The following is a 23,856-nucleotide window of genomic DNA, read 5'->3' as shown; positions in this document are numbered from 1 at the left end:
GCCGGCGTATTAGAGTGCCGAGCATGAGCACCCCTCAGCCGAATCCGTATGCGCAGCCGTCGACGCAGCCGCCCCTGCAGCCGGGCGAGGAGCGTCAGTACTCGTTGCTGACGCACCTGCTGAGCATCTTCTTCGGCTTCATCCCCGCCGTCATCTTCTTCGTGCTCTACCGCGACCGCGGGCCGTTCGTGCGGAATCACGTGGTCACGGAGTGGAACTTCCAGCTGACCGCGCTCATCGTGCAGGTGCTGTTCGGCGTCGTCGCCGTCATCGGCTGGGCGACCGTCTTCGCGTCGGGTCTCTCGGGCGCGTCGGATCACAGGGTGCCACCGGGCATCGGGCTGTTCTTCCTCGGCTACGTGCTCATCTTCGCCACGCAGATCGTCCGGGTGATCTTCGGCAGCGTCGCCACGGTGGCCGCGAACCGCGGGCGCTTCTACCGCTACCCGCTGGCCGTGCGGTTCGTGAAGGAGTAGCCGGCCAGGGCACGACGATCACGCCGGCGGCGATGCCTCTCGAGGAATCGACGAGCTCCCGTCAGCGGGCCATGGCGAGGACGTCGTCGACGAGGCACCGAGCGTCGGCGTCGGTCACCTCGAGCGCGAAGACGACGCGGTAGTAGATCGGCGCGATCACGTGGTCGAGGATCTGGGCGACCGACGGAGCGGCCTCGCCGCGTTCCACGGCTCGGCCCACGACGTCGGACGCCTGGTCTCGGCGCTTCTCGGTGATCAGGCACCGGGTGATCAGGTCGGTCCGGGCGCCGACCATGGCGCGGAGGAAGCGGACGCGCTCGGGCCTCGTGACGTCCTGGACGACGAGTCCGGCCCACTCCTCGAGGTCGCCGCGAACCGATCCGGTGTCGGGAGCCGCGTCGGCATCGCGGGTGAGGGCGGCGACCGTGACCTCCTCCAGCAGCGCGTCGACATCGACCCACCGTCGGTAGAGCGTCGTCGGGTTGACCCCGGCCCGCTCGGCGATCACGGGGAAGGTGATCTTCTCCGCCCGAGCGCCGACGAGTTCACCGACGGCGGTGTAGATGGAGTCCAGGACGCGGCTGCTGCGGCCGCCCGTGCGACGCACGACGGGGCGATCGGTCATGTGACCATTATCCCCAAGTTCTTGGCTTTAAGATCACGACGTGCCTACACTCGCTTAAAGCAAACTATTCGGCTTCAAGGGGGAATGTCATGCTCGGTCGGTCAGCCGCCTTCGTCGTCGCGGCGACCGTGGGGGCTGCGACGCTGAGCGCAGCCTCGGCTCCCTCACCCCTCTACCCGGTCTACCAGCGGTTGTTCGGCTTCTCGTCGCTCGTGCTCACTGTCGTCTTCGCGGTGTACGTCGTGGCTCTCCTCGTCGCCCTGCTCACGGTGGGGTCCGTGTCGGACATCGTAGGGCGCCGGCCGGTCGCGTCCGCCGCACTCGTGCTGCTCGCCGTCGGCATGATGCTCTTCGCCGGCGCGGAAGGCACGGGCACGCTCCTGGTCGCACGGATCGTCCAGGGCTTCGCCGTCGGGGCAGCCACCGGCACCATCACCGCGATGATCCTCGACGCGGCGCCGGGTCCCGTGATCGGCTCGGTCGTCAGCAGCGCGTTCTCTCCCCTCGGCATCGCGATCGGCGCCGTGCTCTCCGGTGCCCTCGTCGAGTTCGCTCCTCTGCCCCGCCAACTCGTCTACTGGGTGCTCGGCGCGGTCTACGTCGTGCTCGCCGGCCTGGTCTGGCTCGTTCCCGAGCCCGGACGCGAGGGAGCCGAGCGGAACGTCGACGGGCATGAGGGCACACGACCGTCTGTGTGGAGGTCGCTCGTGCCCAGCGCCGCCCTGCCCGTCGAGGTGGCGCCCACGTTTGCGGCTCTCGCCCCGTCGATCAGTGCGACGTGGGCACTCGCCGGGCTCTACCTCTCGCTCGGCTCGTCGGTGATCGGCGACCTCCTCGGCGTGACGAGCCACTTCGTGATCGGTCTGGTGCTCGGCGTGTTCTTCGCCTCGGGGATCGCCGGCACCGCTCTGTCGGCTGCGCTGCGGCCGCAGCTTCGAGAGCCGTTCGGCTACGGCGCGCTGGCCGCCGGAGTCGCGGTCACGATGGCCGCGACCGCCAGCTCCTCGCTGCCCGTGTACCTCGTGGGCTCGGTCCTCGCCGGCGCCGGATTCGGTGCCTCGTTCCGATTCGCCGTCAACGCCCTGGGCGAGAAGGCTCCCCCCGAGAGCCGCGGCGAGGTGTTCGCGACGATGTACATCGTCAGCTACCTCGCGTTCAGCGTCCCGGCGCTCGTCGCCGGTCTCGCCGTCGAGGCCGTCGGTCTCGAGCCGACCGCCCTCGGCTACGGCTGCCTCGTCATCGCCCTCGTCGCGGGGGCATCCGTCGCCTCCGCCCGGATCCGTCGGCGCGGCGCCTCCGACACCACGAAGAAGCAGGAGCAGGCATGACCTCCTCGAACCCTCTCACCCGGCGCGCGCACACGACGCCGCGCCACACGACCTCGTATCTCGAGTGCGGTCCCGCCGACGGCCCCCTGATGCTCTTCCTCCACGGCTGGCCGAGCATCGGCCTCATCTGGCGCACGCAGCTCGAGGCGTTCGCCGCCGACGGCTGGCACTGCGTCGCGCCCGACCTGCGCGGGTTCGGCGCCTCGTCGGCGCCGACCGACCTCGCGGAGTACACGGTCGAGAACGCAGTCGCCGACATGGGCGAGCTGCACGACCATCTCGGCGGCGAGCCGGCGGTGTGGGTGGGTCACGACTGGGGCAGCGCGGTGGTCGGCGCCCTTGCGGCACACGAGCCCGTACGCTGCCGCGGTGTCGTGCTCACCTCGTGGGCGTACTACCCCCGCTCAAACGCGCTCTCGACGCTGGTCCCGCTGGTCGACCGCGACATCTACCCCGACGATGAGTACCCGGACGGCCAGTGGGACTACTACCGCGAGTACTCGACGGACTTCGAGAGGGCGGTGGCCGACCTGGATGCCGACGCCGCGGCGTCGCTCGCGTCGATCTACCGCTCCGGCGATCCGTCCGCGGTCGGCCGGGTGGCGCCGTCCGCGACGGTGACGCGCCGGGGCGGTCGCTTCGGCTCGGCGCACCGGGCCCCGGCGACCGCGCCCGACGCGGCCCTGTGGCCGCTCGACGACTTCGGCGAGCTCGTGGACGCGTTCGAGACGACGGGCTTCCGCAGCTCCTGCGCCTGGTACGTCAACGACGACGCCAACGTCGCCTACGCGCGCACGGCGATCGACGGCGGTCGCCTCGCCATGCCGGTGCTGTTCGTGAACGGCGAGTGGGACCTCATCTGCGGCATCGACGGCAACCGGCAGGGCGACCCGATGCGCGAGGCGTGCTCCGACCTGACGATCGTCGACGTGCCGGCGGGGCACTGGCTTCCGCTCGAGCGCGGCGACGACCAGGTGCGAGCGATGCGGCGCTGGCTCAGCTGATGCGGTCCCGCCCTCGCTACAAATGCGTGATGGCCCCGCCCTGGAGGGCGGAGCCATCACGCACTGCGTCATACAGTTCGCACTGTAGCGAGGGCGGGACTCGACTCCCTGCTGAGCCGCCTCGACGCGGCTCCGCTCCGCTCCGTCGCGCCGCGGACTGCTCGCCCGGGGCCCAGGAGCGGCTTCTCGATCCGCCGACGCTACAAATGCGTGATGGCCCCGCCCTGGAGGGCGGAGCCATCACGCATTTGTAGCGAGGGCGGGACTCGAACCCGCGACACCACGATTATGAGCCGTGTGCTCTAACCACCTGAGCTACCCCGCCGCGGCCGACATCGTCTGCGAGAGACAGTGCCGACTAGTGCCCACATTACCGCTTTGGCGTCAACCGCCTTCAGTGTCGTTGAGGGACACAGCGTGTCGTGCGGGAGCACTGAGCCCCCTGTGGGAATCGGACCCACTACCTCTTCCTTACCAAGGAAGTGCTCTACCAATGAGCTAAGGGGGCGTGCCAGCCATGCCCGTCTCGAGACGGCCCGGGCGGAGCCGCCCGGCGAATGGCACCAGTCGAGGATAGCAGGAGTTCGGAGGCCGATTCGCCACGTGACGCGCCCTCAGTTCGGGGGCGCGAACGACGAGATCGCACCCGTTGTCGGCTGCACGCGGCAAGCGCGACGACGAGTGCGATCTCAGCGGAACGGAAGACCGGAACTACGCAGCTACAGGGGCCCCGGACGCAGCCGACAGGGCGGCCACCTCGTCGCCGGTGAGCACCAGGCCGACGGCTGCGATGAGGTCGGGCAGCTGCTGCGTGGTGCGCGCGCTGGCGATCGGCGCGGCCACCGACTCCTGCGCCAGGAGCCAGGCGAGGGAGACTGCCGTGACGGAGGTCGAGTGAGCTGCCGCCACCTCGTCGAGGGCGGCGAGCACGGCGCGGCCACGGTCGTCGAGGTACTTCGACGCGGATCCTGCGCGCTGGCTGTCGACCTCGACCCCGTCGCGGTACTTGCCCGTGAGGAAGCCCGAGGCGAGCGAGAAGTACGGCAGCACCGAGACGCCCTCGGAGAGCGCGACCGAGGCGACGGTCGGCGTGCCGGCCTCGACGTCGGCTCGCTCGACGAGGCTGTAGTGGTTCTGGATCGCCGCGTACTTGGCGAGGTTCTCGCTCTCGGCGAAGCGGAGGGCCTGCTCGAGGCGCTGGCCGGAGAAATTCGAGGCGCCGGTGAGACGGACCTTGCCGAGCTCGACCTGCTCGTTGAGGGCCTCGACGGCCTCCTCGACCGGGCGATCGGTGAAGTCGCGGTGCGCGTAGTAGAGGTCGATGTAGTCGGTGTCGAGGCGGCGAAGCGACTCGTCGACGGCCTTCCGGACGGTCTCGCGCGACGTGCCCTCGTAGCCGGCGAGCATGCCGACCTTCGTGGCGATGACCATGTCGGCGCGGTTGCCGCGCGCCTTCATCCACTTGCCGATGATCGTCTCGGACTCGCCGCCGACGTTGCCCGGCGCGAAGGCCGAGTAGACGTCGGCCGTGTCGACGAAGTTGCCGCCGGCCTCGACGTACGCGTCGAGCACCTCGAACGAGGCCTTCTCGTCGGCGGTCCAGCCGAAGACGTTGCCGCCGAGGTTGAGCGGGAAGATCTCGACGTCGCTGGTTCCGAGGGTGGTGCGGGGTGCGTCAGCCATAGGTGTCTCCTTGTCGTTCCGGGGAATCCGGGTCGTTCGGGGGGTCTCCACCAGACAACTCCGTTCGGCGATGACTATTCCCTGAGACGGCGGAGCCTCAGGGCGCAGGATCAGACGGTGCACAGCATCGAGCTCCTCCTCGACCCCGAGTCCGACCGCGCGATCCGGCGGCAGTGGGCGCGCCTCGCCGACGCCGGCCTCCCCAGTCAGGCACGGCACACCGGCGACACGAACGCGCCGCATATCACTCTGGCCGCGCGGGAGCGGCTCGGGGCGGAGTTCGACGTGCGGCTGGGCGCCGTGGCCGCGAGCCTGCCGGTGCCCGTGGGGCTCGGCGCACTCGTCGTCTTCGGCAGGCCTCCGCGCGGGCTCGTGCTGGCTCGGCTCGCGGTGGTGACGCCGCGGCTCCTGCGCCTGCACGCGGCCGTGCACGAGGTGCTCGGCGACGGGCCGGACGCCGCGCACACTCTGCCCGGGCACTGGACGCCGCACGTGACGCTCGCGTCGCGGCTCACGTCGGCGCAGCTCGCGGAGGCGGTCGAGGTGCTGCGCGATGACGACGCGGCCCTCGCCGCCGCCGGCGCCACAGCGCTTCGCCGCTGGGACAGCACGGCGCGAACGGTCACACCGCTGACGCCCGCGGTGCAGACGGGCTAGACCGGCGCCTAGGTCTGCTCGTCGGCGTCGTCGGCGAGCGCAGGATCCGACACCGCCGTCAGCCTCTCCAGCTCGTCGGCCGAGAGCTCGAGCGACCCCGCCGCGAGAAGGTTCTCGAGCTGGATCGCCGATCGCGCGCTGGCGAGCGCCCCGATCACGTGGGGGCGCGACGCCGTCCACGCGATCGCGACGGCGCCCGGGGCCACGCCATGGGCCTCGGCGATCTCCATCTGGACGTCCAGGATCCGGATGTTCCTCGGCGTGAGGTAGCTCAGCGCCCGAGACCCCCTCGGCGACTCCGACAGGCTCTGCAGGTCGCGGTACTTCGCGGTGAGGAACCCGCTCGCGAGGGTCGAGTGCGGCAGGACGGCGAGGTCGAAGTGGTCGACGATCGGCCAGAGGTCGGCCTCGTAGTCGGCGCGCCGCACGAGGTTGTACGCGGGCTGGACGGCGGCGAACGGGTGGGCGCGGTCTCGGTCGGCGATGGCGAGCGCCTGGCGCATCCGCGAACCGGTGTAGTTCGACGCGGCCGGGTAGCGGATCTTGCCCTGGTCGACGAGCTCGCTGAAGACGCCGACGGTCTCGTCGAGCGGGGTGTCGTCGTCGTCGTAGTGCGCGAATAGCAGATCGATGCGGTCGGTCTTGAGCCGCGCGAGCGAGGCGTCGACGGCACGGCGCACGCTCTCGGCGGTGAGCCCGGGGGCGTCGGGGTGCTGGCCGACCTTCGTCGACACCACCACGCGGTCGCGGTTGCCGGGGCGCGAGAGCCACCGGCCGATGATCGTCTCGGACTCGCCGCCGGAGTTGCCCGGCAGCCAGGCCGAGTAGACGTCCGCGGTGTCGATGACGGTGCCGCCGGAGTCGACGAACACGTCGAGGACCTCGAGGGCGGTCGGGGCGCCGACCGTCCACCCGAAGACGTTCGTGCCGAGCGCGAGCGGGTAGGGCCGCTCGACGTCGGGGAAGAGGTCGTTCTGCAGAGCCAGGGTCGCGCCAATCGAGATCGAGTCCAGTAAACGTAACCGATCAGATTCCCACATCGAGGGCCCGTGCCGAAAAGCGCACCTCGCGCCGCCGCTATCGTTGAGGCATGCCTCTCGACGAGACCGCGGAGCCGTCTGACGCGCTCGACAGCCTCCCCGAAGACCGTGTCGCGGATCCTGCGACCCTGACCGCCCAGAACCACGAGTGGTGGCGCACGGCGGTGATCTACCAGGTGTACCCGCGCTCGTTCGCCGACAGCTCGGGCGACGGCATCGGCGACCTCCGCGGCATCACCGCGCACCTCGGGGACCTCGCCGACCTCGGCGTCGACGCGGTGTGGCTGTCGCCGTTCTCGAAGTCGCCCCAGCGCGACGCCGGCTACGACGTCTCGGACTACTGCGACGTCGATCCGATCTTCGGCACGCTCGCCGACTTCGACGCCCTCCGCGCCGAGGCGACCGCCCAGGGTCTGCGGCTCATCGTCGACCTGGTGCCGAACCACACCTCCTCCGACCACCCGTGGTTCCAGGCGGCCCTCGCCGCGGGCCCCGGGTCGCCCGAGCGCGCCCGCTACATGTTCCGCGAGGGCCGCGGCGCCGACGGCGAGCTGCCGCCGAACAACTGGCCGAGCGTCTTCGGCGGCGACGCCTGGACCCGCGTCACCGAGGCCGACGGCACGCCCGGCCAGTGGTACCTCCACCTCTTCGACACGTCGCAGCCCGACCTCGACTGGACGAACCCCGAGGTCCGAACCGACTTCCTCGACGTGCTGCGCTTCTGGCTCGACCGCGGCGTCGACGGATTCCGCATCGACGTCGCGCACGGCCTCATCAAGAAGGAGGGGCTTCCCGACTACACGCCGCCCGCGGGCTCCGGCAGCATGGGCGGCGGCACCGGCGAGGCCGAGATGCCGCCGTGGTGGGGCCAGGACGGGGTCCACGAGATCTACCGGACCTGGCACGACGTGGTCGCCTCGTACGAGGGCGATCGGATCCTGGTGGCCGAGGCCTGGGTCGAGCCGCTGTCGAAGCTCGCCAACTGGGTGCGGCCCGACGAGATGCAGCAGGCCTTCAACTTCACCTACCTCGAGAGCGGCTGGACCGCCACCCGCATCCGTGAGGTCATCGACGCCTCGATCGCGGTGTTCTCGTCGGTCGGCGCTCCGTCGACCTGGGTGCTCTCGAACCACGACGTCGTGCGACACGCGTCGCGCCTCGCGCTCACGGCCGACAGCCCGCAGGGCTCGGGCATCGGGCCGAAGAGCCCCGGCCTGCCCGACCGCGCCGTGGGCCTCCGCCGGGCCCGAGCCGCGTCGGCCCTCATGCTCGCCCTGCCGGGCTCGGCCTACATCTACCAGGGCGAAGAGCTGGGGCTCCCCGAAGCCATCGACCTACCCGACGAGGCGCGGCAGGATCCCACGTGGTTCCGCACCAAGGGCGAACGCTACGGCCGTGACGGGTGCCGCGTGCCGATCCCGTGGCAGGCGTCTGCCCCCGCGTACGGCTTCAACACCACCGGCGCCGCCTGGCTGCCGCAGCCCGCCGACTGGGCGCCCTACGCCCGCGACGCGCAGGAGGGCGTGCCCGGCTCGACGCTGGAGCTCTACCGCCTGGCACTGCAGACCCGCGAGGAGTTCGCGCTCGGCGCCGGCAGCGTCGAGTGGCTGCCGGGCTACGGGGCGTCGGTCGTGGCGTTCCGCAACGGCGACGTCACCGTGATCGCGAACACGGGGTCGGTGCCGGTCGAGCTGCCCGTCGGCGAGGTGCTGCTGTCGTCGGTGCCGCTCGAGGGCCCGGCGCTGCCCACCGACGCGACGGTCTGGCTGCAGGTCTAGGCGCGGGCTCCCGCTCCCGCCCGCTCCCCCTCCGCCGAGTGGCAGATTTCTGCTGATCCGGAGCGTCGGGATCAGCAGAATTCTGCCACTCGACGGAAGGCGCGCGGGCGCGCAGGCGGCGCGGCGCAGCGCAGCGCGGCGTCAGCCGGCGTGCGCACGCAGCCAGGGCAGCGGGTCGACTGCTCGGCCCGCGACGTGCACCTCGAAGTGCAGGTGCGCGCCCGTGCTGTTGCCGGTCGAGCCGACGCGGCCGAGCACCTGGCCGACGGCGACACGCTGCCCCGGCGCCACGGCCGGCGACCCGGCGAGCATGTGCGCGTAGACGGTCGTCACGGCGCGGCCGGCGATCACGTGGTCGACCCACACGTTCACTCCGAGAGCACCCGAGCCCCGGTCGACGCGCGACACGACGCCCGCCGCGACGGAGTGGATCGGCGTGCCCGCCCCGGGCGTGAAGTCGAGCCCGAGATGGTTCGTCGAGCAGAAGCTGCACCGCGCCACCTGTCGAGCGCCGAAGCCGCTCGAGATCGGTGCACCGCCGGGGAACGGCCACTGCACGGCGCGCGACGCGGCCCCGCCGATCGGCGAGCCTGCTCCGGTCGACGACACCGGCTTCGGCGCCGGAACCGTCACGCGGTAGCCGTCGCGCGAGGCATCGGGCGCAGTCGCACCCTCGGCGACGAAGCTCTGCGCCTGCTCCGCCGCGATGACCGCGTTCGATCGGGGCTGGGCATCGGTGACGAGCGCGGCGGAGGCGAACTTCGCCGCGGCGCCCGCCGGGGTGTCGACGTAGTACGCGTTGGCCGGCACCGAGGTCGACACGATCGAGGCGCCGACGACGGCGATTGCCGCGGCAGCGGCGATCCGCGTGCCGGGACTCGTACGCGGCACCGAGGGGCGCAGGAGCCGGCGCAGCCGCTCCCGAATCCGTCGACTCTCGCCCCGACGACGCCCCCGGCGACCCTCCGCCCGGGCCCGGTCGACCCGGCGCGCTCGCTCGAGCAGCACCTCGGGGTCGGTGACGGGCTGCCAGGTGGTGCGGCGCGTGCGCGGAGCGTCGGGGGTGCGGCGAGAGATCACGATGGGCGAGTCCTCAGGTCGGGGCCTGTCGGGCGGTCGACCTCGACCTTACCTCATGTGAATATGAAATACTAGATTCGTTGCACTTTCATTGCCCTACCAACCGATCTCGCGCAGAGCCTCCCCCAGCTCGACCGCGATCGACGGAGCCGCGACGAACGACAGCGCGCTGCTCGCCTGGGCCCCCTCGGGAGTGAGCACGACGGCTCCGGCCTCCTCGGCCACGAGGACGCCGCCCGCGAGGTCCCACGGCTGAAGCCCGCGCTCGACGTACGCGTCGAGCCGGCCCGCGGCGACGTAGCAGAGGTCGAGCGAGGCCGTGCCGATGCGCCGGATGTCGCGCACGCGCGAGACGAGGGGGCCCACGAGCGCGCCCTGTTCAGCGCGGCGGGCCTGGTCGTACGAGAATCCGGTCGCGAGGAGGGACTGCGAGAGGTCGGGGGGCGACGAGGGGTGGAGGGGGTGTGGCCCTGCTCCTGCGCCCGGTGCCGCGTGATGGAGGGTCAGGGTGGCGCCCTCGCCTCGGGCGGCGGCGAACTCTTCGCCAGTGGACGGGTTGTAGACGCAGGAGGCGAGCGCACGCCAGGTGAGCGGGTCGGGGTCGCCTTCGACCACGGCGATGCTGACCGTGTAGGTGGGGTGGCCGTAGACGAAGTTGACCGTGCCGTCGATCGGGTCGACGACCCAGGTGAGCCCTGTGGCACTGGGGCTCGGGCCGCCGGCGCTGGACTCTTCGCCGAGGAATCCGTCGCCCGGGCGGAGCTCTTCGAGGCGCCGGCGGATGAGCGCCTCGACCTCGCGGTCGGTGTGGGTGACGATATCGACGGGGCTCGACTTGCTGGCCGCGATCTCGACGCCCTCGGCGCGGCGGCGGGCTGCGAGCGCGCCGGCCTCTCGTGCGATCTCGGATGCGATCGTGCGCAGCTCTGCCGGTGTCGGGTTCGTCATGGTCTTCTCCTCAGAGACGAAGAAAGCCCCGCTCACGCGGGGCTCGCATCGAGTGGCAAGTGAGGGATTCGAACCCCCGAAGGCTACGCCGGCTGATTTACAGTCAGATCCCTTTGGCCGCTTGGGTAACTTGCCATGCACCAAGGTGCGCATCAACAATACAGCCTTCCGGGCCCCCTCTCGACCACGCCTCCGCTCGCCGCCCCTGTCGCCTCCCCTGCCGCCATTCGCCGCACGGGGTCGGAAGCTCGGCAGACGGGGGCGGGTAGGCTGGACGCATGGCAGACAGCTCTTTCGACGTGGTCAGCAAGGTCGACAAGATGGAGGCCGACAACGCGCTCAACCAGGCGCGCAAAGAGGTCGAGCAGCGCTACGACTTCAAGAACGTCGGCGCCTCCATCGAGACCAGCGGCGAGAAGGTCCTCATCAAGGCGAACACGGAAGAGCGCGCGAAAGCCGTCCTCGACGTGTACGAGTCGAAGCTCATCAAGCGCGGCATCTCGCTGAAGTCGATCGACGCGGGCGACCCCTACGCCTCCGGCAAGGAGTACCGCATCGAGATCTCGATGAAAGACGGCATCGACCAAGACGCAGCGAAGAAGATCAACAAGCTGATCCGCGACGAGGGCCCGAAGAGCGTCAAGAGCCAGATCCAGGGCGACGAACTGCGTGTGCAGTCGAAGAGCCGCGACGACCTCCAGGCCACGATGGCGCTGCTGAAGAACGCCGACCTCGACGTGTCGCTGCAGTTCGTCAACTTCCGCTAGCGAACGGCGAGGGGCGCAGGAGCAGGCGAGGCTCGCACCACCGCCCGCTCCTGGCCCGCTCTACTCCGTGGCGCCCACCGGCGCACCCGCGCGCGAGATGGCGACCATCTCGTCGCGTGGCACGACCTTGATGCGCGCGCGCTCTTCGGGCGCTCCGAGCGCGATCTCGTGCTCGTCGAGGCGGTGCCAGCCCTCGAGGTCGGTGTACTCGACGCCGCGCTCCTCGAGCAGCGACACGATCGCGGCCGGCGACGGGTCGGCCGGCGACCACCAGTTCGCCTGGTCGTTGATGACGTGGGCGACGGTCTCCATCGCGTCGGACTTGGTGTGGCCGATCAGGCCGACGGGCCCCCGCTTGATCCAGCCGGTGGCATAGACGCCGGGCACGACGTGGTCGGTGTCGTCGAGCACCTGGCCCTCGTGGTTCGGGATCACGCCGCGCTTCTCGTCGAACGGGATGCCGTCGAGGGGCGACCCGAAGTAGCCGACGGCGCGGTAGAGCGCCTGCATCGGCACCTCGCGGAACTCGCCGGTGCCCTCGACGCCGCCCGCGCCGTCGGGGCGGGTGCGCTCGTACCGCAGCGCCGCGACGCGGCCGGCGTCGTCGGTGACGACCTCGACGGGCTTGGCGAAGAAGTGCAGGTGCAGACGTCGGCTCGCCTCGCCGACCGAACGCTCGCGCCACTGGTTCAGCACCTTGTCGATGACGAAGACCTGCTTGTTGGTCTTGATCGCGGTCAGCGACGCCTCGTCGTGGTCGAAGTCCTCGTCGTACACGATCATGTCGACGTCGCGCATCTCGCCGAGCTCGCGGAGCTCCAGCGGAGTGAACTTCACCTGGGCGGGGCCACGGCGGCCGAAGACGTGCACGTCGGTGACCGGCGAGGCCTTCAGACCCTCGTAGACGTTGGCCGGGATCTCGGTGGGGAGGAGGTCGTCGGCGTGCTTGGCCAGGATCCGGGAGACGTCGAGCGCCACGTTGCCCACACCGACGACGCCGACCGAAGCCGCCTCGAGCGGCCAGGTGCGCGGCACGTCCGGGTGGCCGTCGAACCAGGAGACGAAGTCGGCGGCGCCGTACGAGCCCGCGGCGTCGATGCCGGGGATGTCGAGGTCGGCGTCCTTGATGGCTCCGGTCGAGAAGATGACCGCGTTGTAGTGCTTCTTGAGGTCGTCGAGGGTGATGTCGACGCCGTAGCGGACGTTGCCGAAGATGCGGATGTCACCCCGGTCGAGGACGTCGCGGAGCGCGGTGATGATGCCCTTAATGCGCGGGTGGTCGGGGGCGACGCCGTAGCGGACGAGGCCGTAGGGCGCCGGGAGCTGCTCGAACAGGTCGATCTGGACGTCGAACTGGCGTTCGGCCTTCAGGATGATGTCGGCGGCGTAGATGCCGGCGGGGCCGGCTCCGACGATGGCCAGGCGCAACGTGGTCACGGGTGGGTTCACTCTCCTGCGGGATTTTGCTCGTGGCCGCGCGGAGGCGACCGGGGTTGAGGTCGTGGTGGTTCGGAGCCGACGGCTCAGGCGGTGCGCTCGACGACGCGATCGGCGAAGCGCGTGAGCGCCTTCCTGACCGTGCCCTCGGGCAGCGGCCCGAGCGCGTCGACGGCGGCGGCGGCCCAGCGGCGCGCCTCGTCGCGGGTGCGGCGGGTGACGTCGTGCTCGCGCAGCTGAGTCACCGTGTCTTGGAGATCGGCCTCGGAGACGTGCCCGCCGGCGGTCGCAGCCTTGACGTTGGCCTCGATCTCGCTGAGCAGAGCCGCCGAGTCGACGTCGGTCTGCGCCTCGCGACGGAGGTACATCACGGGCAGGGTCTCGACGCCGGCGAGGAGGTCGGTGCCGGCGCGCTTGCCGGTCTCCTCGGGCTGGGGCGAGAGGTCGATGACGTCGTCGACGAGCTGGAAGGCGACGCCGATCTTCTCGCCGAACGCCGCGACCGGGCCGAGGTACTCGCGCGGGGCGCCGGAGAACATCACGCCGACCTTGGCCGCCATCGAGATGAGCGAGCCGGTCTTGTCGCTGAGCACGTCGAGGTAGTGCTCGATCGGGTCGTCGCCCTCGCGCGGGCCGATGGTCTCGTGCAGTTGGCCGAGGCAGAGGCGCTCGAAGGTCTGCGCCTGGAGCTTGATCGCCTCGACCCCCAGGTCGGCCACGATCGTCGAAGCGCGGGCGAAGAGGAGGTCGCCGGTGAGGATGGCGACGTTGTTGCCCCACTTCGTCTGGGCGCTCGGGACCCCGCGGCGCACGACCGCGTCGTCCATGACGTCGTCGTGGTAGAGCGAGGCCAGGTGGGTGATCTCGACGGCCTGCGCGGCCGAGACGACGGCGTCGGTCGCGCCCTCGCCGAGCTGCGCGACGAGGAGAGCGAGCGTCGGCCGGGTGCGCTTGCCGCCGGCGGCGAGGAGGTAGCGACTGGTGACGTCGGCGAGGTCGTCGCCGAACGCCATCTCGACCATGAGGCCCTCTTCGACGCGCTCGAGGCCGGCGTCGATGTCTTTGAGCAGGCGGCGCTCGGCCGTCGACGAGAAGAGCTTCTCGGCGAGCCCCAGCGACGCGGTCAGAGTCGACGCGCGTCGTGCGGTGGGGGCGCTCGGGGTCACAGGATCACCTCAGGACTTGTCGGGCCGGTCAGGCGGGGGCCGAACCGGGGCGGCGGCTGGTCGTCGCGGGCTTGTGGCCTCGGTGCAGGGCCACGATGCCGCCGGTCAGGTTGCGGTGGGCGACGCGCGTGAAGCCCGCACCCCGGATCCACGTGCTGAGCACCTGCTGGTCGGGCCACTTCTCGATCGACTCGGCCAGGTACGAGTAGGCGGGGCCGTTCGACGACGTGACCTTGGCGATGCCGGGCAGGATGTGGCGGAGGTACGCCTGGTACCCGAGCTTCACGCCGGCGAGGGTCGGCGTCGAGAACTCGCAGATGACCAGGCGGCCGCCGGGCTTGAGAACGCGGTACATCTCGGCGAGCGCCGTGCGCGGCCGGTTGACGTTGCGCAGGCCGAAGGAGATGGTGACGGCGTCGAACGTGTCGTCGCCGAACGGGAGGTCTTCAGCGTCGCCGACGACGAACTCGATGTGCGGCTGGCGCTTGCGGCCGACCTCGACCATGCCGGCCGAGAAGTCGAGTGCGGTGACCTCGGCGCCCGTCTTGGCGATGGCGGCAGACGAGGTGCCGGTGCCGGCGGCGATGTCGAGGATCTTCTCGCCCCGCTTCGCGCTCAGCGCCTTGACCGTGGCGATGCGCCAGAGGACGGCGTTGCCGGCCGACAGGATGTCGTTGGTCACGTCGTAGTGCGCGGCCACCCCGTCGAACATGGAGGCGACCTCGCTCGGCTGCTTGCTCATATCGGCCTTGGTCACCCCGTGATCCTACCGGCTCGGTCTGCGCCCCACCCGTGTACGGCTGCCGTGCGGGGGATGCACGACGAACACCCAGGCAGAGTGGACGCAACCCCGAGCGGGTCTCGGATCCTGCGTCGTTACGATGTGGAGGTGACCGACCAGAAGTCCGACGCACACCCCGCTCCGCTGACTGTCAAGACCACCCGCATCGACGACATCACGCCGCTGCTCACGCTCGTCGACCCCCGTCGCCCGCTCGCGTTCGTGCGGCGGAACGACGGCATCGCCGGGGTCGGCACCGCGCTCCGGCTCGAGTTCTCCGGGCCGCGTCGGATGCAGGAGGCGGCCCAGGCCTGGCGTGAGATCGCCGCCGCGGCCGAGATCGACGACGAGGTGGGGCTCGGCGGCTCGGGTCTCGTGGCGTTCGGGTCGTTCGCGTTCGACGACTTCTCGGGCGACGTGAGCGTGCTCCTGGTGCCCCGCATCGTGCTCGGGCATCGCGACGGCGTGCACTGGATCACCCGGATCGGCTCGGCCTCCGACGTGGCGAGCGAGAACGCCGACCCGGCGACCCTCGGGGCCGAGTTCTCCGTCGCCCTGCGCGCCCCCGAGTCGTTCGGCCCGACGGAGTACGCCGCGGCCGTGACGGCCGCCACCGAGTCGATCGGGCGGGGCGAGGTGAGCAAGGTCGTGCTCGCCCGCTACCTGGAGGGCGCTCTGCCCGCAGGAGCCGACGTGCGCGTCCTGGCCGCGGACCTCGCCACCGCCTACCCCGACACGTACACGTTCGCCATCGACGGACTCATCGGGTCGAGCCCGGAGACGCTCGTGTGCAGCGAGGGCGGCGAGGTCACGGCACGCGTGCTCGCCGGAAGCGCCGCACGCGGCACCGACGCCCGCAGCGACGCGCAGGCCGCCACCGACCTCGCGACCTCGCCGAAGGACCTCGACGAGCACGCGTTCGCCCTGCAGAGCCTGCTGCAGTCGCTGGCGCCGCACGCCACCGACATCGTCACCGCCGAGACCCCGTTCACCCTGCGTCTGCCGAACGTCTGGCACCTGGCCAGCGACGTGCGCGGGCGGCTCACCGGCGGCGCCTCGTCGCTCGACCTCATCGGGGCGCTGCACCCGACCGCCGCGGTCGCGGGCACGCCCACGCCGGCCGCCCTGGAGGCGATCCGCCGCCTCGAGCCGTTCGACCGCGGGCGCTACGCCGGCCCCGTGGGCTGGGTCGGAGCCGACGGCGACGGCGAGTGGGCGATCGCGCTCCGGTGCGCGCAGGTGACGTACTCGGCCTCGGGCGACCCCGTCTCCATCCGGGCGTTCGCGGGGGCCGGCATCGTCGCCGAGTCCGACCCGGCGCGCGAGGTCGCCGAGACGACGATGAAGCTCAAGCCCGTGGTCGACGCGCTGTCGCGGGCGGTGCCCGAAGAGCCCGGGCGGCCTCTGCCGGCGAGGCCCGCGTGGGCGTCGCCGGCCGCGGGGCTCTAGGGCGGCGGCGCGCCACATCCTGCGCCCTGCTCGGGGTCAGCTGGCGGCGAGGCGTGCCTTCTCGGCCTTGACGTCGAACTCCGCGGCCGGCCAGTCGAGCCGCAGGCCCTTCAGGGCGTTCAGCAGGAGCCGCTGCACCGCCGCCCGCGCGTACCACTTGCGGTCGGCGGGCACGACGAACCACGGCGCCGTCTCGGTCGAGGTGCGGGTGAGGGCGATCTGGTAGGCGTCCTGGTAGTCGGCCCAGAGGCCGCGCTCGTCGATGTCGCCGGGGTTGTACTTCCAGTACTTGTCGGGACGGTCGAGCCGCTCGGCGAGGCGCGCCTTCTGCTCGGCGGCGGAGGTGTGCAGCATGACCTTCACCAGCGTCGTGCCGGTAGCGGCGAGCTCCTCCTCGAACGCGACGATCTGGCCGTAGCGCTCCTCGATCTCCTCGAGTGGCGCGAGCGAGCGGACGCGGCCGACGAGGACGTCCTCGTAGTGCGACCGGTCGAAGACGCCGATCATGCCGGGACCGGGAGCCTCCTTGCGGATCCGCCAGAGGAAGTCGTGCGCGAGCTCCTCCTCGGTGGGGCGCTTGAACGCGTGGTGGTGGATTCCCTGCGGGTCGACGGCGCCGACGACGTGGCGCACGATGCCGCCCTTGCCGGCGGTGTCCATCGCCTGGAGCACGAGCAGCACGCTCTTCGTGCCGCCCGCGCGCGAGTCGGCGAACAGTCGCTCCTGCAGCTCGGACAGCTGCTCGGCGCCGGTCTCGAGCACCTGCTCGCCGTACTTCTTGCCGCCCGTGAAGCCGGGGGTCGCGCCCGTGTCGACGTCGGCGAGCGTGAAGCCCTTCGACACCCGCAGGGACTCGGTCGGTTCGACTTTCCACGCCTTGGTCATGCCTGACTCTATGCCCGGGGGCGCGGGGCGCGTCAGCCCAGCATGCCCGCGGCGCGGACCCTGAGTGCCGGGCGCGTCAGCCCAGCGGCACCTCGATGACCACCGGGCCCGAGTGCCCCACGAGCGTCTGCTCCAGCTCGGCCCAGGTCGTGACACGCACGTAGTCCCACCCGTACGCCTCGGCGAGCCGCTCGAACGACGCCTGCTGCGGCGTCGTCTGCACGCGGCGCATCGCCTCGGCGGGCGCGACCGCCGCGACCTCCAGGCCGTCGAAGATCGTGCCGCCGGAGTCGTTGCCGACGATCACCTGGATCCGCGGCCTGGCCTCCCCCTCGCCGAACAGCAGCGACCCGGCGTCGTGCAGCAGGGTGAGGTCGCCCACGAGCACACGGGTGATCCCCCGCGCTCCCTCCGCCCAGCCGAGCCGGCCGCCGTGTGTGCCGCCGGCCTGGCTCGCCAGCCCGATGCCGGTCGCCGTGGCGATCGTCCCGTCGATGCCGGCGAGGCCCCGGTTCGCGTGCACGGCGATCTTCTTGCCGGGCACGGCGATGTCGGCCTCGCGGATCAGACGGGACGCCCCGAGCACGAGCCGGTCGTGCGGCCAGGTCGCGTTCCAGAGCGCCTCGACGAGCCCGCGCCGCGTGATCGGCCGGCGCAGGGCGTCGACCTCGCCGCGGAGGAACGCGTTGCGCTCACGAGGGTCGGTCGCGGTGGCGGCCTCGGGCGCAGGAGCAGCGGGAGACTCATCCCCCAGAAGCTCCCGGCCGCGCTGAACCCACGTGCCCACCCACCGCCGGTGCGCCTCGTCGCGCGACCGCGGATCCTGGGCCACCTCGGCCGCGTCGACGACGGTCGCCAGCCGTGACGGGTCGTACGCCTCCGGGACCGGGCCCCGCACCACGATCACCTCGACGCCCGGCCGCTTCAGCATCGCCGGCACCTGCCGGGTGAGCGTGGGGTGCCCGAAGACGATGGCGCGACGCACCCGGCCGCCGAACTCGGGGTCGTCGAGGAGCTGCCGGTAGGCGGGGGCGAGGTTCGGGCCGAAGCGGGCGCCGCTCGAGACCTCGGCGAGCAGCGGTGCGCCCAGGCGGTGCGCCGTCTCTTCGGCGTCGGGGCCGGCGGCGTGTCCGGCGACGACCACCGTCGCCGGGGTGTCGTCGACCGCGAGGGTGAGGGGCGAGGAGGGGGTGGCCGGGCGGCTGCCGGATCCTGCGGCCTCGGGCTCGATCGGCGGCAGGCTCGTCACGGGCGCCGAGAGCGGCTCGCGGAAGGCGACGTTCAGCTGGACGGGGCCGGGGCTGGCCGGGCGGTCGGGGCTCGACGAGCGGCCGAGCGCCGCCGACATCGCCTCGCGGACCAGCTCGCGCACCACCGGCAGGTCGACGCCGGAGTCGGTGGGGGCGTCGATGTCGCGGAGCATCCGCAGGCTCTCGCCGAAGAGGCGGGGCTGGTGCGTGGTCTGGTTCGAGCCGATGCCACGCAGCTCGAGCGGGCGATCGGCGGTGAGCAGGAGCAGCGGAACCCCCGAGTGGTGAGCCTCCAGCACCGCCGGGTGAAGGTTCGCGACCGCCGTGCCCGACGTCGTCACCACCGCGGCCGGCACTCCCTGCTCGACGCCGAGCCCGAGCGCCAGGAACCCGCTCGACCGCTCGTCGAGCCGCACGTGCAGACGCAGCCGGCCGGCGCGCTCGAACTCGGCGGCGGCCAGCGCGAGGGCCTGCGAGCGAGAGCCGGGGCTCAGCACGATGTCGCGGACTCCCGCCCGTTCGAGCTCGGCGAGCAGGATCACGGCGAAGTCGGTCGCGGGGCTTCCGGTCGGGGCCGGGAGGTGGTCTGGGGCGGAGTCGGGCACGTCTTCATTCTGCCCTCGCCGGGCGGGGCGGCCTGCCAGCAGGGCGCCACTTCCTCTGCCAGGGGGCTCGGGGGCTCGCTCGTTTAGACTGCACGGCGTGAAGTCCGCGATCCTGTACACCCTTGCCCGCATCGCCGTGTTCGTGGTGCCGTTCGTGGTGCTCTACGGCATCGGGCTGTCGTACCTCTGGGCTGCTGTGATCGCGGCGGCCGTGGGCTTCCTGCTGTCGTACATCCTGCTCGGGCGCCTCCGCACGGGCGTCGCCACGTCGATCGAGCGCCGGCGCGCGGTGCCGGAGCACGACGAGGACTCGGACATCGAGGACGCCGTGCTCGACGGCGCCGACGGCTCGGCCGCGACCGTCCGCCCGGCGCCCGCCCGTCGCTCGGGCCCGCCCGCCGAGGACGACTAGCTCCCACGCTCCCCCGCCTCGGGACTCAGGAGGAGGAACTTCCTCCCGAGCGTGCGGCGAGCGCTCCCGGGCTGTTCGTCGGGGAGCGACTTCCTCCCGGAGCCGTCGAGACGGCGGCGATTTCCTCCCGGACGTGCGGCGAGCGCTCCCAGACCCGCGCCGCCCGCGCTTCGGGAGGAAGTCTCCGTGTGCGATCCTCCCGTGCCGTTCGTCGGGGCGCGATTTCCTCCCGCCGCAGGCGAGACGGCGCCGAGCTCCTCCCGAAGCGCGCTGACTTCCTCCCGGGCGGCGCGGCTTGGGCCACGGCGACGCGCTGGGCGGAAGAAGTTCCTCCCGACGCCGAACTCGGCCGCTACAGCAGGAAGAACACGACCGCGCTCAGCGCGAGCGAGAACGCGAGCGCCGAGAACGACGAGAGCTTGAGCGCCAGGATCATCTCGCCCGGGGTCTTCGCCGTCACCCCGATGATCAGCGCAGGCGCGGTGAGGAACCCGGTGAAGTAGACGTACCCGCCGCCGAAGTACAGGAACGCGAAGTAGATCAGCAGCACGTACGGCAGCACGAGGAACAGCGCGTACACGATGCGGGCCCAGCGGCCGCCGAGGACGACGGCGAGCGTCTTCTTGCCGGCCAAACGGTCCTGCGGGATGTCGCGGATGTTGTTGATCATGAGCACGGCGCACGAGAACAGGCCGATCATGACCGCCATGACCCACGCGACCTCGGGCACTCGGTGCATCTGCACGAACGTGGTGCCGGCGGTCGCGACCAGGCCGAAGAACACGAAGACGAAGATCTCGCCCATGGCGTTGTAGCCGTACGGCCGCTTGCCGCCGGTGTAGAACCACGCGGCGACGACGCACGCCGCGCCGACGGCCAGCAGCCACCAGAACTGCGTGATGATCACGACCGCGATGCCGGCGGCCGCGGCCGCGGCGAAGAAGACGAAGGCGACGTTGCGCACGCGCTTCGGGTTGGCGACCCCGCCGCCGGTGAGACGGGGTGGGCCCAGACGGTACGCGTCGGTGCCGCGGATGCCGTCGGAGTAGTCGTTGGAGTAGTTCACGCCGATCTGCAGGAAGAGGCTGACCAGCAGGCAGAGGAGCGCGAGGTGCCAGTCGAACCGGTTCACGGTCGAGGCGGCGGCGCTGCCCAGCACCACGGGGGCGACGGCCAGGGTCAACGTGCGCGGGCGGGCACCGCTGATCCAGTCGGCCGCGGTGGCCTTGCGCGCCACGGGCCTGCCCGGGCGCCCTCCCGGACGACCGGCCGCCCTGCCCTTGCTCTTGGTTTTCGTCGAAGCCACCTGAAGATGGTACCGGCGAAGGCTATGAGGGCCGCACCGCCCGCGACGACGCCACCAGCGCGGTCAGAGCCACCCGGTCGGGCTTCCCGCTCGCGAGGAGGGGCAGGTCGTCGATCGACACGACGGCGTCGGGCCGAGCCGCGCGGCCGGCCGCCTGGAGGACCGCGGGGCGCAGGATCTGGAGGTCCGCCTGCTCCTGCCCCCGACGCCCCGCCACGACGACCACGGGCACCTCGCCCCAGCGCTCGGACGCGCACCGCACGACGACGGCCTGCTCGAAGCCGGGCACCTCGCGCACGGCCCGCTCAACGGTGCCGAGCGACACCTTCTCGCCGCCCGAGATGATGACGTCGTCGAGGCGCCCGGTCACGGTCACCGAGCCGTCGGCCGCGACCGAGCCGGCGTCGCCCGTGCGATACCAGCGCACTCCGTCGCGCTCGACGAACGTCGCCGCGGTGCGTGCCGGGTCGCCGAGGTAGTACTCGGCGAGCGTCGGCCCCGACAGCTCGAGCTGCCCGTCGACGACCGCCGCCCGGGTCGCGCCGATCGGCACGCCGTCGTAGACGCAGCCGCCACTCGTCTCGCTAGACCCGTAGGTGCGGACGACCGTGACGCCCTCGTCGAGAGCGCGCCGCCGCAGCACGGCCGGCGTCGCCTGCCCGCCGACGAGGATCGCGTCGAAGAGCCGCAGGGCCTCCCCCGCACCGGCGTCGAGCAACGTCGACAGCTGCGCGGGCACGAGCGACGCGTACCGAGCGGGGGCGTCCCGGCGAGCGGGCCCGTAGAGAGCCTCGGCGGCCGCGACGAAGTCGGCGGGGTCGAAGTGGCCGGGGCGCAGGATCCGGGGCTCCGTCTGGGCCGCGATCGATCGGACGATCACGTTCGTCCCCGCCACGTAGTGCGCGGGCAGCGCGAGCACCCACTGCCCGGGGCCCGCGAGGGCCGCGTCGGCCGCCGCCGCACCGGCGAGCAGGGCGCCCGACGAGAGCGCGACGCGCTTGGCCGTGCCGGTCGACCCGCTGGTCTCGATGACCAGCGCGATCTTCGTCTCGACCTCGGCCGGCAGGTCGGACGGCACCGAGTCGTCGACCCGCGGATTGATCGCGGGGCCCCCGGAGAGCGCGTCGCGGAGCGCCTCGACGATGCGCGCGGGGTCGCGCGCGTCGAGGGCGAGGAGCGGCTTCACGTCGAGAGCCCTAGAACTGCCAGGGGTAGGGCGACCAGTCGGGCTCGCGCTTCTCGAGGAACGAGTCGCGACCCTCGACGGCCTCGTCGGTGCCGTAGGCGAGACGCGTGGCCTCGCCGGCGAGCACCTGCTGGCCCACGAGGCCGTCGTCGACGGCGTTGAACGAGAACTTCAGCATCCGAATGCTCGTGGGCGACTTAGTCATGATGATCCGGGCCCAGCGCAGCGCCTCGACCTCGAGCTGATCGTGGTCGACGACCGCGTTGACCGCGCCCATCTCGTAGGCGCGCTGCGCCGAGTACTCCTGCGCCAGGAAGAACACCTCGCGGGCGAACTTCTGGCCGATCTGCCGGGCGTAGTAGGCGCTGCCGTAACCGCCGTCGAACGAGCCGACGTCGGCGTCGGTCTGCTTGAACCGGCCGTGCTCGCGGCTGGCGAGAGTGAGGTCGCAGACCGCGTGCAGCGAGTGGCCGCCGCCGGCCGCCCAGCCGGGGACGACGGCGATGACGACCTTCGGCATGGTGCGGATGAGGCGCTGCACCTCGAGGATGTGGAGGCGCCCGTTGCGTGCGGGATCCGGCGTGTGCTCCTGCGAGCCTTCGTACTTGTAGCCGTCGCGGCCGCGGATGCGCTGGTCGCCGCCCGAGCAGAACGCCCAGCCGCCGTCCTTCGGGCTCGGCCCGTTGCCGGTGAGCAGCACGACGCCGATGCGGGGGTTCATGCGCGCGTCGTCGAGGGTGCGCGCGAGCTCGTCGACGGTCTGCGGGCGGAAGGCGTTGCGCACCTCGGGACGGTTGAAGGCGATGCGTGCCAACTGGCCGTTCACGTCGTGGTGGTACGTGAGGTCGGTCAGCTCGCCCGCCCCGGTCGCCTCCACCCACTCGGTCGGATCGAACAGCTCGGACACCGCGGTACTCATGCCTGCAAGACTACCGAGCGCCGGCCGGGCGCCCACCGAGCGCGGGCCCGCCGAGGGGCAGACTGGACCCATGCCGTTCCCCGCGCTCGACGACCTGCTCCGCGACGCCCACGTCGTCTCGCTTCCGCTCCGGGATCGGTTCCGCGGGGTCGATCACCGCGAGGCGCTGCTCGTCGAGGGCCCGCGGGGCTGGACCGAGTTCAGCCCGTTCCTCGAGTACGACGACGCCGAGGCGTCGGCCTGGCTGCGCGCGACGATCGACTTCGGGTGGGGGCCCGAGCCCAGGGCGCTGCGCGACCGGGTCGCCGTGAACGCGACGCTTCCGGCGGTCGACGCGGGTGACGTGCCGCGGATCCTGCGCCGCTATCCCGGCTGCCGCACGGTGAAGGTGAAGGTCGCCGAGCGCGGTCAGTCGCTGGCGGACGACGTCGCGAGGGTGCGTGCGGCGCGCGAGTTCATCGGCGACGAGGGCCGCGTGCGCATCGACGCGAACACGAACTGGTCGGTCGACGAGACGCTCGCCGCGCTGACCGAGCTCGCGCCGTTCGGGCTCGAGTACGTCGAGCAGCCGGTGCCGACCGTGGCCGAGCTGGCCGAGGTGAGGCGCAGGATCGCGGACACCTCGCTCGGGGTGCGAGTCGCCGCCGACGAGAGCGTCCGCAAGGCCGCCGACCCGCTCGCCGTGGCGCGGGCGGGGGCCGCAGACCTGCTCGTGGTGAAGGCGCAGCCCCTCGGCGGCGTGACGGCGGCGCTCGGCATCGTCGCCGAGGCGGGGCTGCCCGTGGTGGTGTCGAGCGCGATCGACACGTCGGTCGGGCTGGCGATGGGCGCTTTCCTGGCCGCGTCGGTGCCCGTGCTCGAGCACGACTGCGGACTCGGCACGGCCGCGATGCTCACCGCCGACGTGGCGCGCGAGCCGCTGCTGCCGCGCGACGGCGGAGTCGACGTGCGGCGCATCGACGTCGACGTCGACCTGCTGCGCGAGCACGCCGCGGAAAACGCTCGGCGCCGGTGGTGGTTCGAGCGGGTTCGGGCCTCGTACGAGCTGCTCGCCGCGGGCTCCTGAGCCCTCGT

General features: G+C 71.8%; 22 protein-coding genes and 3 tRNA genes. 9 read left to right on the top strand and 16 right to left on the bottom strand.

From position 1 onward, the window contains the following. The first annotated feature begins 23 nt into the window (after positions 1–23). On the top strand, positions 24–476 hold the full coding sequence (locus C8E83_RS00830) for a DUF4870 domain-containing protein (RefSeq protein WP_121367991.1): 453 nt from the start codon (positions 24–26) through the stop codon (positions 474–476). Positions 477–537: 61 nt separating this feature from the next. Here the strand turns inward: C8E83_RS00830 and C8E83_RS00825 are convergent, their stop codons facing one another. Next, complete coding sequence (locus C8E83_RS00825) at positions 538–1,101, bottom strand: TetR/AcrR family transcriptional regulator (RefSeq protein ID WP_121367990.1); 564 nt, start codon at positions 1,099–1,101, stop codon at positions 538–540. A gap of 89 nt (positions 1,102–1,190) precedes the next feature. Here C8E83_RS00825 and C8E83_RS00820 point away from each other — a divergent pair, with 89 nt between their 5' ends. Both C8E83_RS00820 and C8E83_RS00815 read left to right on the top strand, forming a co-directional pair. Continuing rightward, a complete protein-coding gene (locus C8E83_RS00820; RefSeq protein ID WP_121367989.1) occupies positions 1,191–2,429 on the top strand; it encodes an MFS transporter in 1,239 nt (412 codons plus the stop codon). Continuing rightward, a complete protein-coding gene (locus tag C8E83_RS00815) occupies positions 2,426–3,433 on the top strand; it encodes an alpha/beta fold hydrolase (RefSeq protein ID WP_121367988.1) in 1,008 nt (335 codons plus the stop codon). Before C8E83_RS00820 ends, C8E83_RS00815 begins: the two co-directional genes overlap by 4 nt. Before the next feature lie 251 nt (positions 3,434–3,684). On the opposite strand, the gene C8E83_RS00810 is transcribed toward C8E83_RS00815, so the two are convergent. The 3 genes from C8E83_RS00810 to C8E83_RS00800 form a co-directional block, all read right to left on the bottom strand. Beyond that, a tRNA-Met gene (locus C8E83_RS00810) sits at positions 3,685–3,758 on the bottom strand. A gap of 111 nt (positions 3,759–3,869) precedes the next feature. After that, positions 3,870–3,941 (bottom strand) — tRNA-Thr (locus tag C8E83_RS00805). Between the two features lie 203 nt (positions 3,942–4,144). Further along, a complete protein-coding gene (locus C8E83_RS00800; RefSeq protein ID WP_121367987.1) occupies positions 4,145–5,116 on the bottom strand; it encodes an aldo/keto reductase in 972 nt (323 codons plus the stop codon). A 117-nt stretch (positions 5,117–5,233) separates the two neighbouring features. On the opposite strand from C8E83_RS00800, the gene C8E83_RS00795 reads away from it, so the two are divergent. After that, the gene (locus C8E83_RS00795; RefSeq protein WP_121367986.1) at positions 5,234–5,773 is read left to right on the top strand and encodes a 2'-5' RNA ligase family protein; all 540 of its coding nucleotides are present in this window, start codon (positions 5,234–5,236) and stop codon (positions 5,771–5,773) included. Between the two features lie 8 nt (positions 5,774–5,781). Here the strand turns inward: C8E83_RS00795 and C8E83_RS00790 are convergent, their stop codons facing one another. Next, complete coding sequence (locus C8E83_RS00790; RefSeq protein WP_121367985.1) at positions 5,782–6,813, bottom strand: aldo/keto reductase; 1,032 nt, start codon at positions 6,811–6,813, stop codon at positions 5,782–5,784. Positions 6,814–6,863: 50 nt separating this feature from the next. Between C8E83_RS00790 and C8E83_RS00785 the strand changes: the two genes are divergently transcribed. After that, positions 6,864–8,591 carry a glycoside hydrolase family 13 protein gene (locus C8E83_RS00785; protein WP_121367984.1) on the top strand — a complete coding sequence of 576 codons (1,728 nt, stop codon included), beginning with the start codon at positions 6,864–6,866 and terminating at the stop codon, positions 8,589–8,591. Positions 8,592–8,732: 141 nt separating this feature from the next. On the opposite strand, the gene C8E83_RS00780 is transcribed toward C8E83_RS00785, so the two are convergent. From C8E83_RS00780 to C8E83_RS00770, 3 genes are all read right to left on the bottom strand, one after another. After that, a complete protein-coding gene (locus C8E83_RS00780) occupies positions 8,733–9,671 on the bottom strand; it encodes a M23 family metallopeptidase (RefSeq protein WP_170159805.1) in 939 nt (312 codons plus the stop codon). A gap of 96 nt (positions 9,672–9,767) precedes the next feature. After that, the gene (locus C8E83_RS00775; protein ID WP_121371661.1) at positions 9,768–10,619 is read right to left on the bottom strand and encodes an inositol monophosphatase family protein; all 852 of its coding nucleotides are present in this window, start codon (positions 10,617–10,619) and stop codon (positions 9,768–9,770) included. Positions 10,620–10,672: 53 nt separating this feature from the next. Next, a tRNA-Tyr gene (locus tag C8E83_RS00770) sits at positions 10,673–10,754 on the bottom strand. Between the two features lie 143 nt (positions 10,755–10,897). Between C8E83_RS00770 and C8E83_RS00765 the strand changes: the two genes are divergently transcribed. Beyond that, positions 10,898–11,386, top strand: a complete 489-nt coding sequence (locus C8E83_RS00765; protein ID WP_121367982.1) for a YajQ family cyclic di-GMP-binding protein — start codon at positions 10,898–10,900, stop codon at positions 11,384–11,386. A gap of 60 nt (positions 11,387–11,446) precedes the next feature. On the opposite strand, the gene C8E83_RS00760 is transcribed toward C8E83_RS00765, so the two are convergent. The 3 genes from C8E83_RS00760 to ubiE all read right to left on the bottom strand — a co-directional run bounded on the left by C8E83_RS00760 (position 11,447) and on the right by ubiE (position 14,746). Further along, the gene (locus tag C8E83_RS00760) at positions 11,447–12,823 is read right to left on the bottom strand and encodes a ferredoxin--NADP reductase domain-containing protein (protein ID WP_121367981.1); all 1,377 of its coding nucleotides are present in this window, start codon (positions 12,821–12,823) and stop codon (positions 11,447–11,449) included. 86 nt (positions 12,824–12,909) lie between these two features. Beyond that, positions 12,910–13,989: a polyprenyl synthetase family protein gene (locus C8E83_RS00755; protein ID WP_121367980.1), complete on the bottom strand. Its 1,080-nt coding sequence runs from the start codon at positions 13,987–13,989 to the stop codon at positions 12,910–12,912. 28 nt (positions 13,990–14,017) lie between these two features. Then, positions 14,018–14,746 carry a bifunctional demethylmenaquinone methyltransferase/2-methoxy-6-polyprenyl-1,4-benzoquinol methylase UbiE gene (gene ubiE / locus C8E83_RS00750; protein WP_211331639.1) on the bottom strand — a complete coding sequence of 243 codons (729 nt, stop codon included), beginning with the start codon at positions 14,744–14,746 and terminating at the stop codon, positions 14,018–14,020. A 132-nt stretch (positions 14,747–14,878) separates the two neighbouring features. Between ubiE and C8E83_RS00745 the strand changes: the two genes are divergently transcribed. Further along, entirely contained in the window at positions 14,879–16,219 is a 1,341-nt protein-coding gene (locus C8E83_RS00745; protein ID WP_245981314.1) for an isochorismate synthase, read from the top strand. 36 nt (positions 16,220–16,255) lie between these two features. On the opposite strand, the gene C8E83_RS00740 is transcribed toward C8E83_RS00745, so the two are convergent. Both C8E83_RS00740 and menD read right to left on the bottom strand, forming a co-directional pair. Continuing rightward, positions 16,256–17,104 (bottom strand): PPK2 family polyphosphate kinase, encoded by an 849-nt coding sequence (locus tag C8E83_RS00740; protein ID WP_121367977.1) that lies wholly within the window; start codon positions 17,102–17,104, stop codon positions 16,256–16,258. Positions 17,105–17,180: 76 nt separating this feature from the next. Beyond that, on the bottom strand, positions 17,181–18,959 hold the full coding sequence (gene menD / locus C8E83_RS00735) for a 2-succinyl-5-enolpyruvyl-6-hydroxy-3-cyclohexene-1-carboxylic-acid synthase (RefSeq protein ID WP_245981313.1): 1,779 nt from the start codon (positions 18,957–18,959) through the stop codon (positions 17,181–17,183). A gap of 97 nt (positions 18,960–19,056) precedes the next feature. Between menD and C8E83_RS19350 the strand changes: the two genes are divergently transcribed. After that, positions 19,057–19,371, top strand: coding sequence for a DUF4229 domain-containing protein (locus tag C8E83_RS19350; protein WP_170159804.1), 315 nt, complete (start codon positions 19,057–19,059; stop codon positions 19,369–19,371). 352 nt (positions 19,372–19,723) lie between these two features. Here C8E83_RS19350 and C8E83_RS00725 read toward each other — a convergent pair whose 3' ends face one another. Genes C8E83_RS00725 through C8E83_RS00715 form a run of 3 tightly spaced genes read right to left on the bottom strand, consistent with a single transcriptional unit; the run spans position 19,724 to position 22,782 of the window. Further along, positions 19,724–20,677 (bottom strand): 1,4-dihydroxy-2-naphthoate polyprenyltransferase, encoded by a 954-nt coding sequence (locus tag C8E83_RS00725; protein WP_121367975.1) that lies wholly within the window; start codon positions 20,675–20,677, stop codon positions 19,724–19,726. A gap of 22 nt (positions 20,678–20,699) precedes the next feature. Next, positions 20,700–21,863: an AMP-binding protein gene (locus tag C8E83_RS00720; RefSeq protein WP_121367974.1), complete on the bottom strand. Its 1,164-nt coding sequence runs from the start codon at positions 21,861–21,863 to the stop codon at positions 20,700–20,702. 10 nt (positions 21,864–21,873) lie between these two features. Then, complete coding sequence (locus C8E83_RS00715) at positions 21,874–22,782, bottom strand: 1,4-dihydroxy-2-naphthoyl-CoA synthase (protein ID WP_121367973.1); 909 nt, start codon at positions 22,780–22,782, stop codon at positions 21,874–21,876. Positions 22,783–22,852: 70 nt separating this feature from the next. On the opposite strand from C8E83_RS00715, the gene C8E83_RS00710 reads away from it, so the two are divergent. After that, positions 22,853–23,848 carry an o-succinylbenzoate synthase gene (locus C8E83_RS00710; RefSeq protein WP_121367972.1) on the top strand — a complete coding sequence of 332 codons (996 nt, stop codon included), beginning with the start codon at positions 22,853–22,855 and terminating at the stop codon, positions 23,846–23,848. Positions 23,849–23,856 lie beyond the last annotated feature (8 nt).

This window comes from Frondihabitans australicus, assembly GCF_003634555.1.
Classification (GTDB): domain Bacteria; phylum Actinomycetota; class Actinomycetes; order Actinomycetales; family Microbacteriaceae; genus Frondihabitans; species Frondihabitans australicus.
The sequence above is the reverse complement of the archived record's forward strand: the minus strand, read 5'-3'. Positions and strand labels throughout refer to the sequence as shown.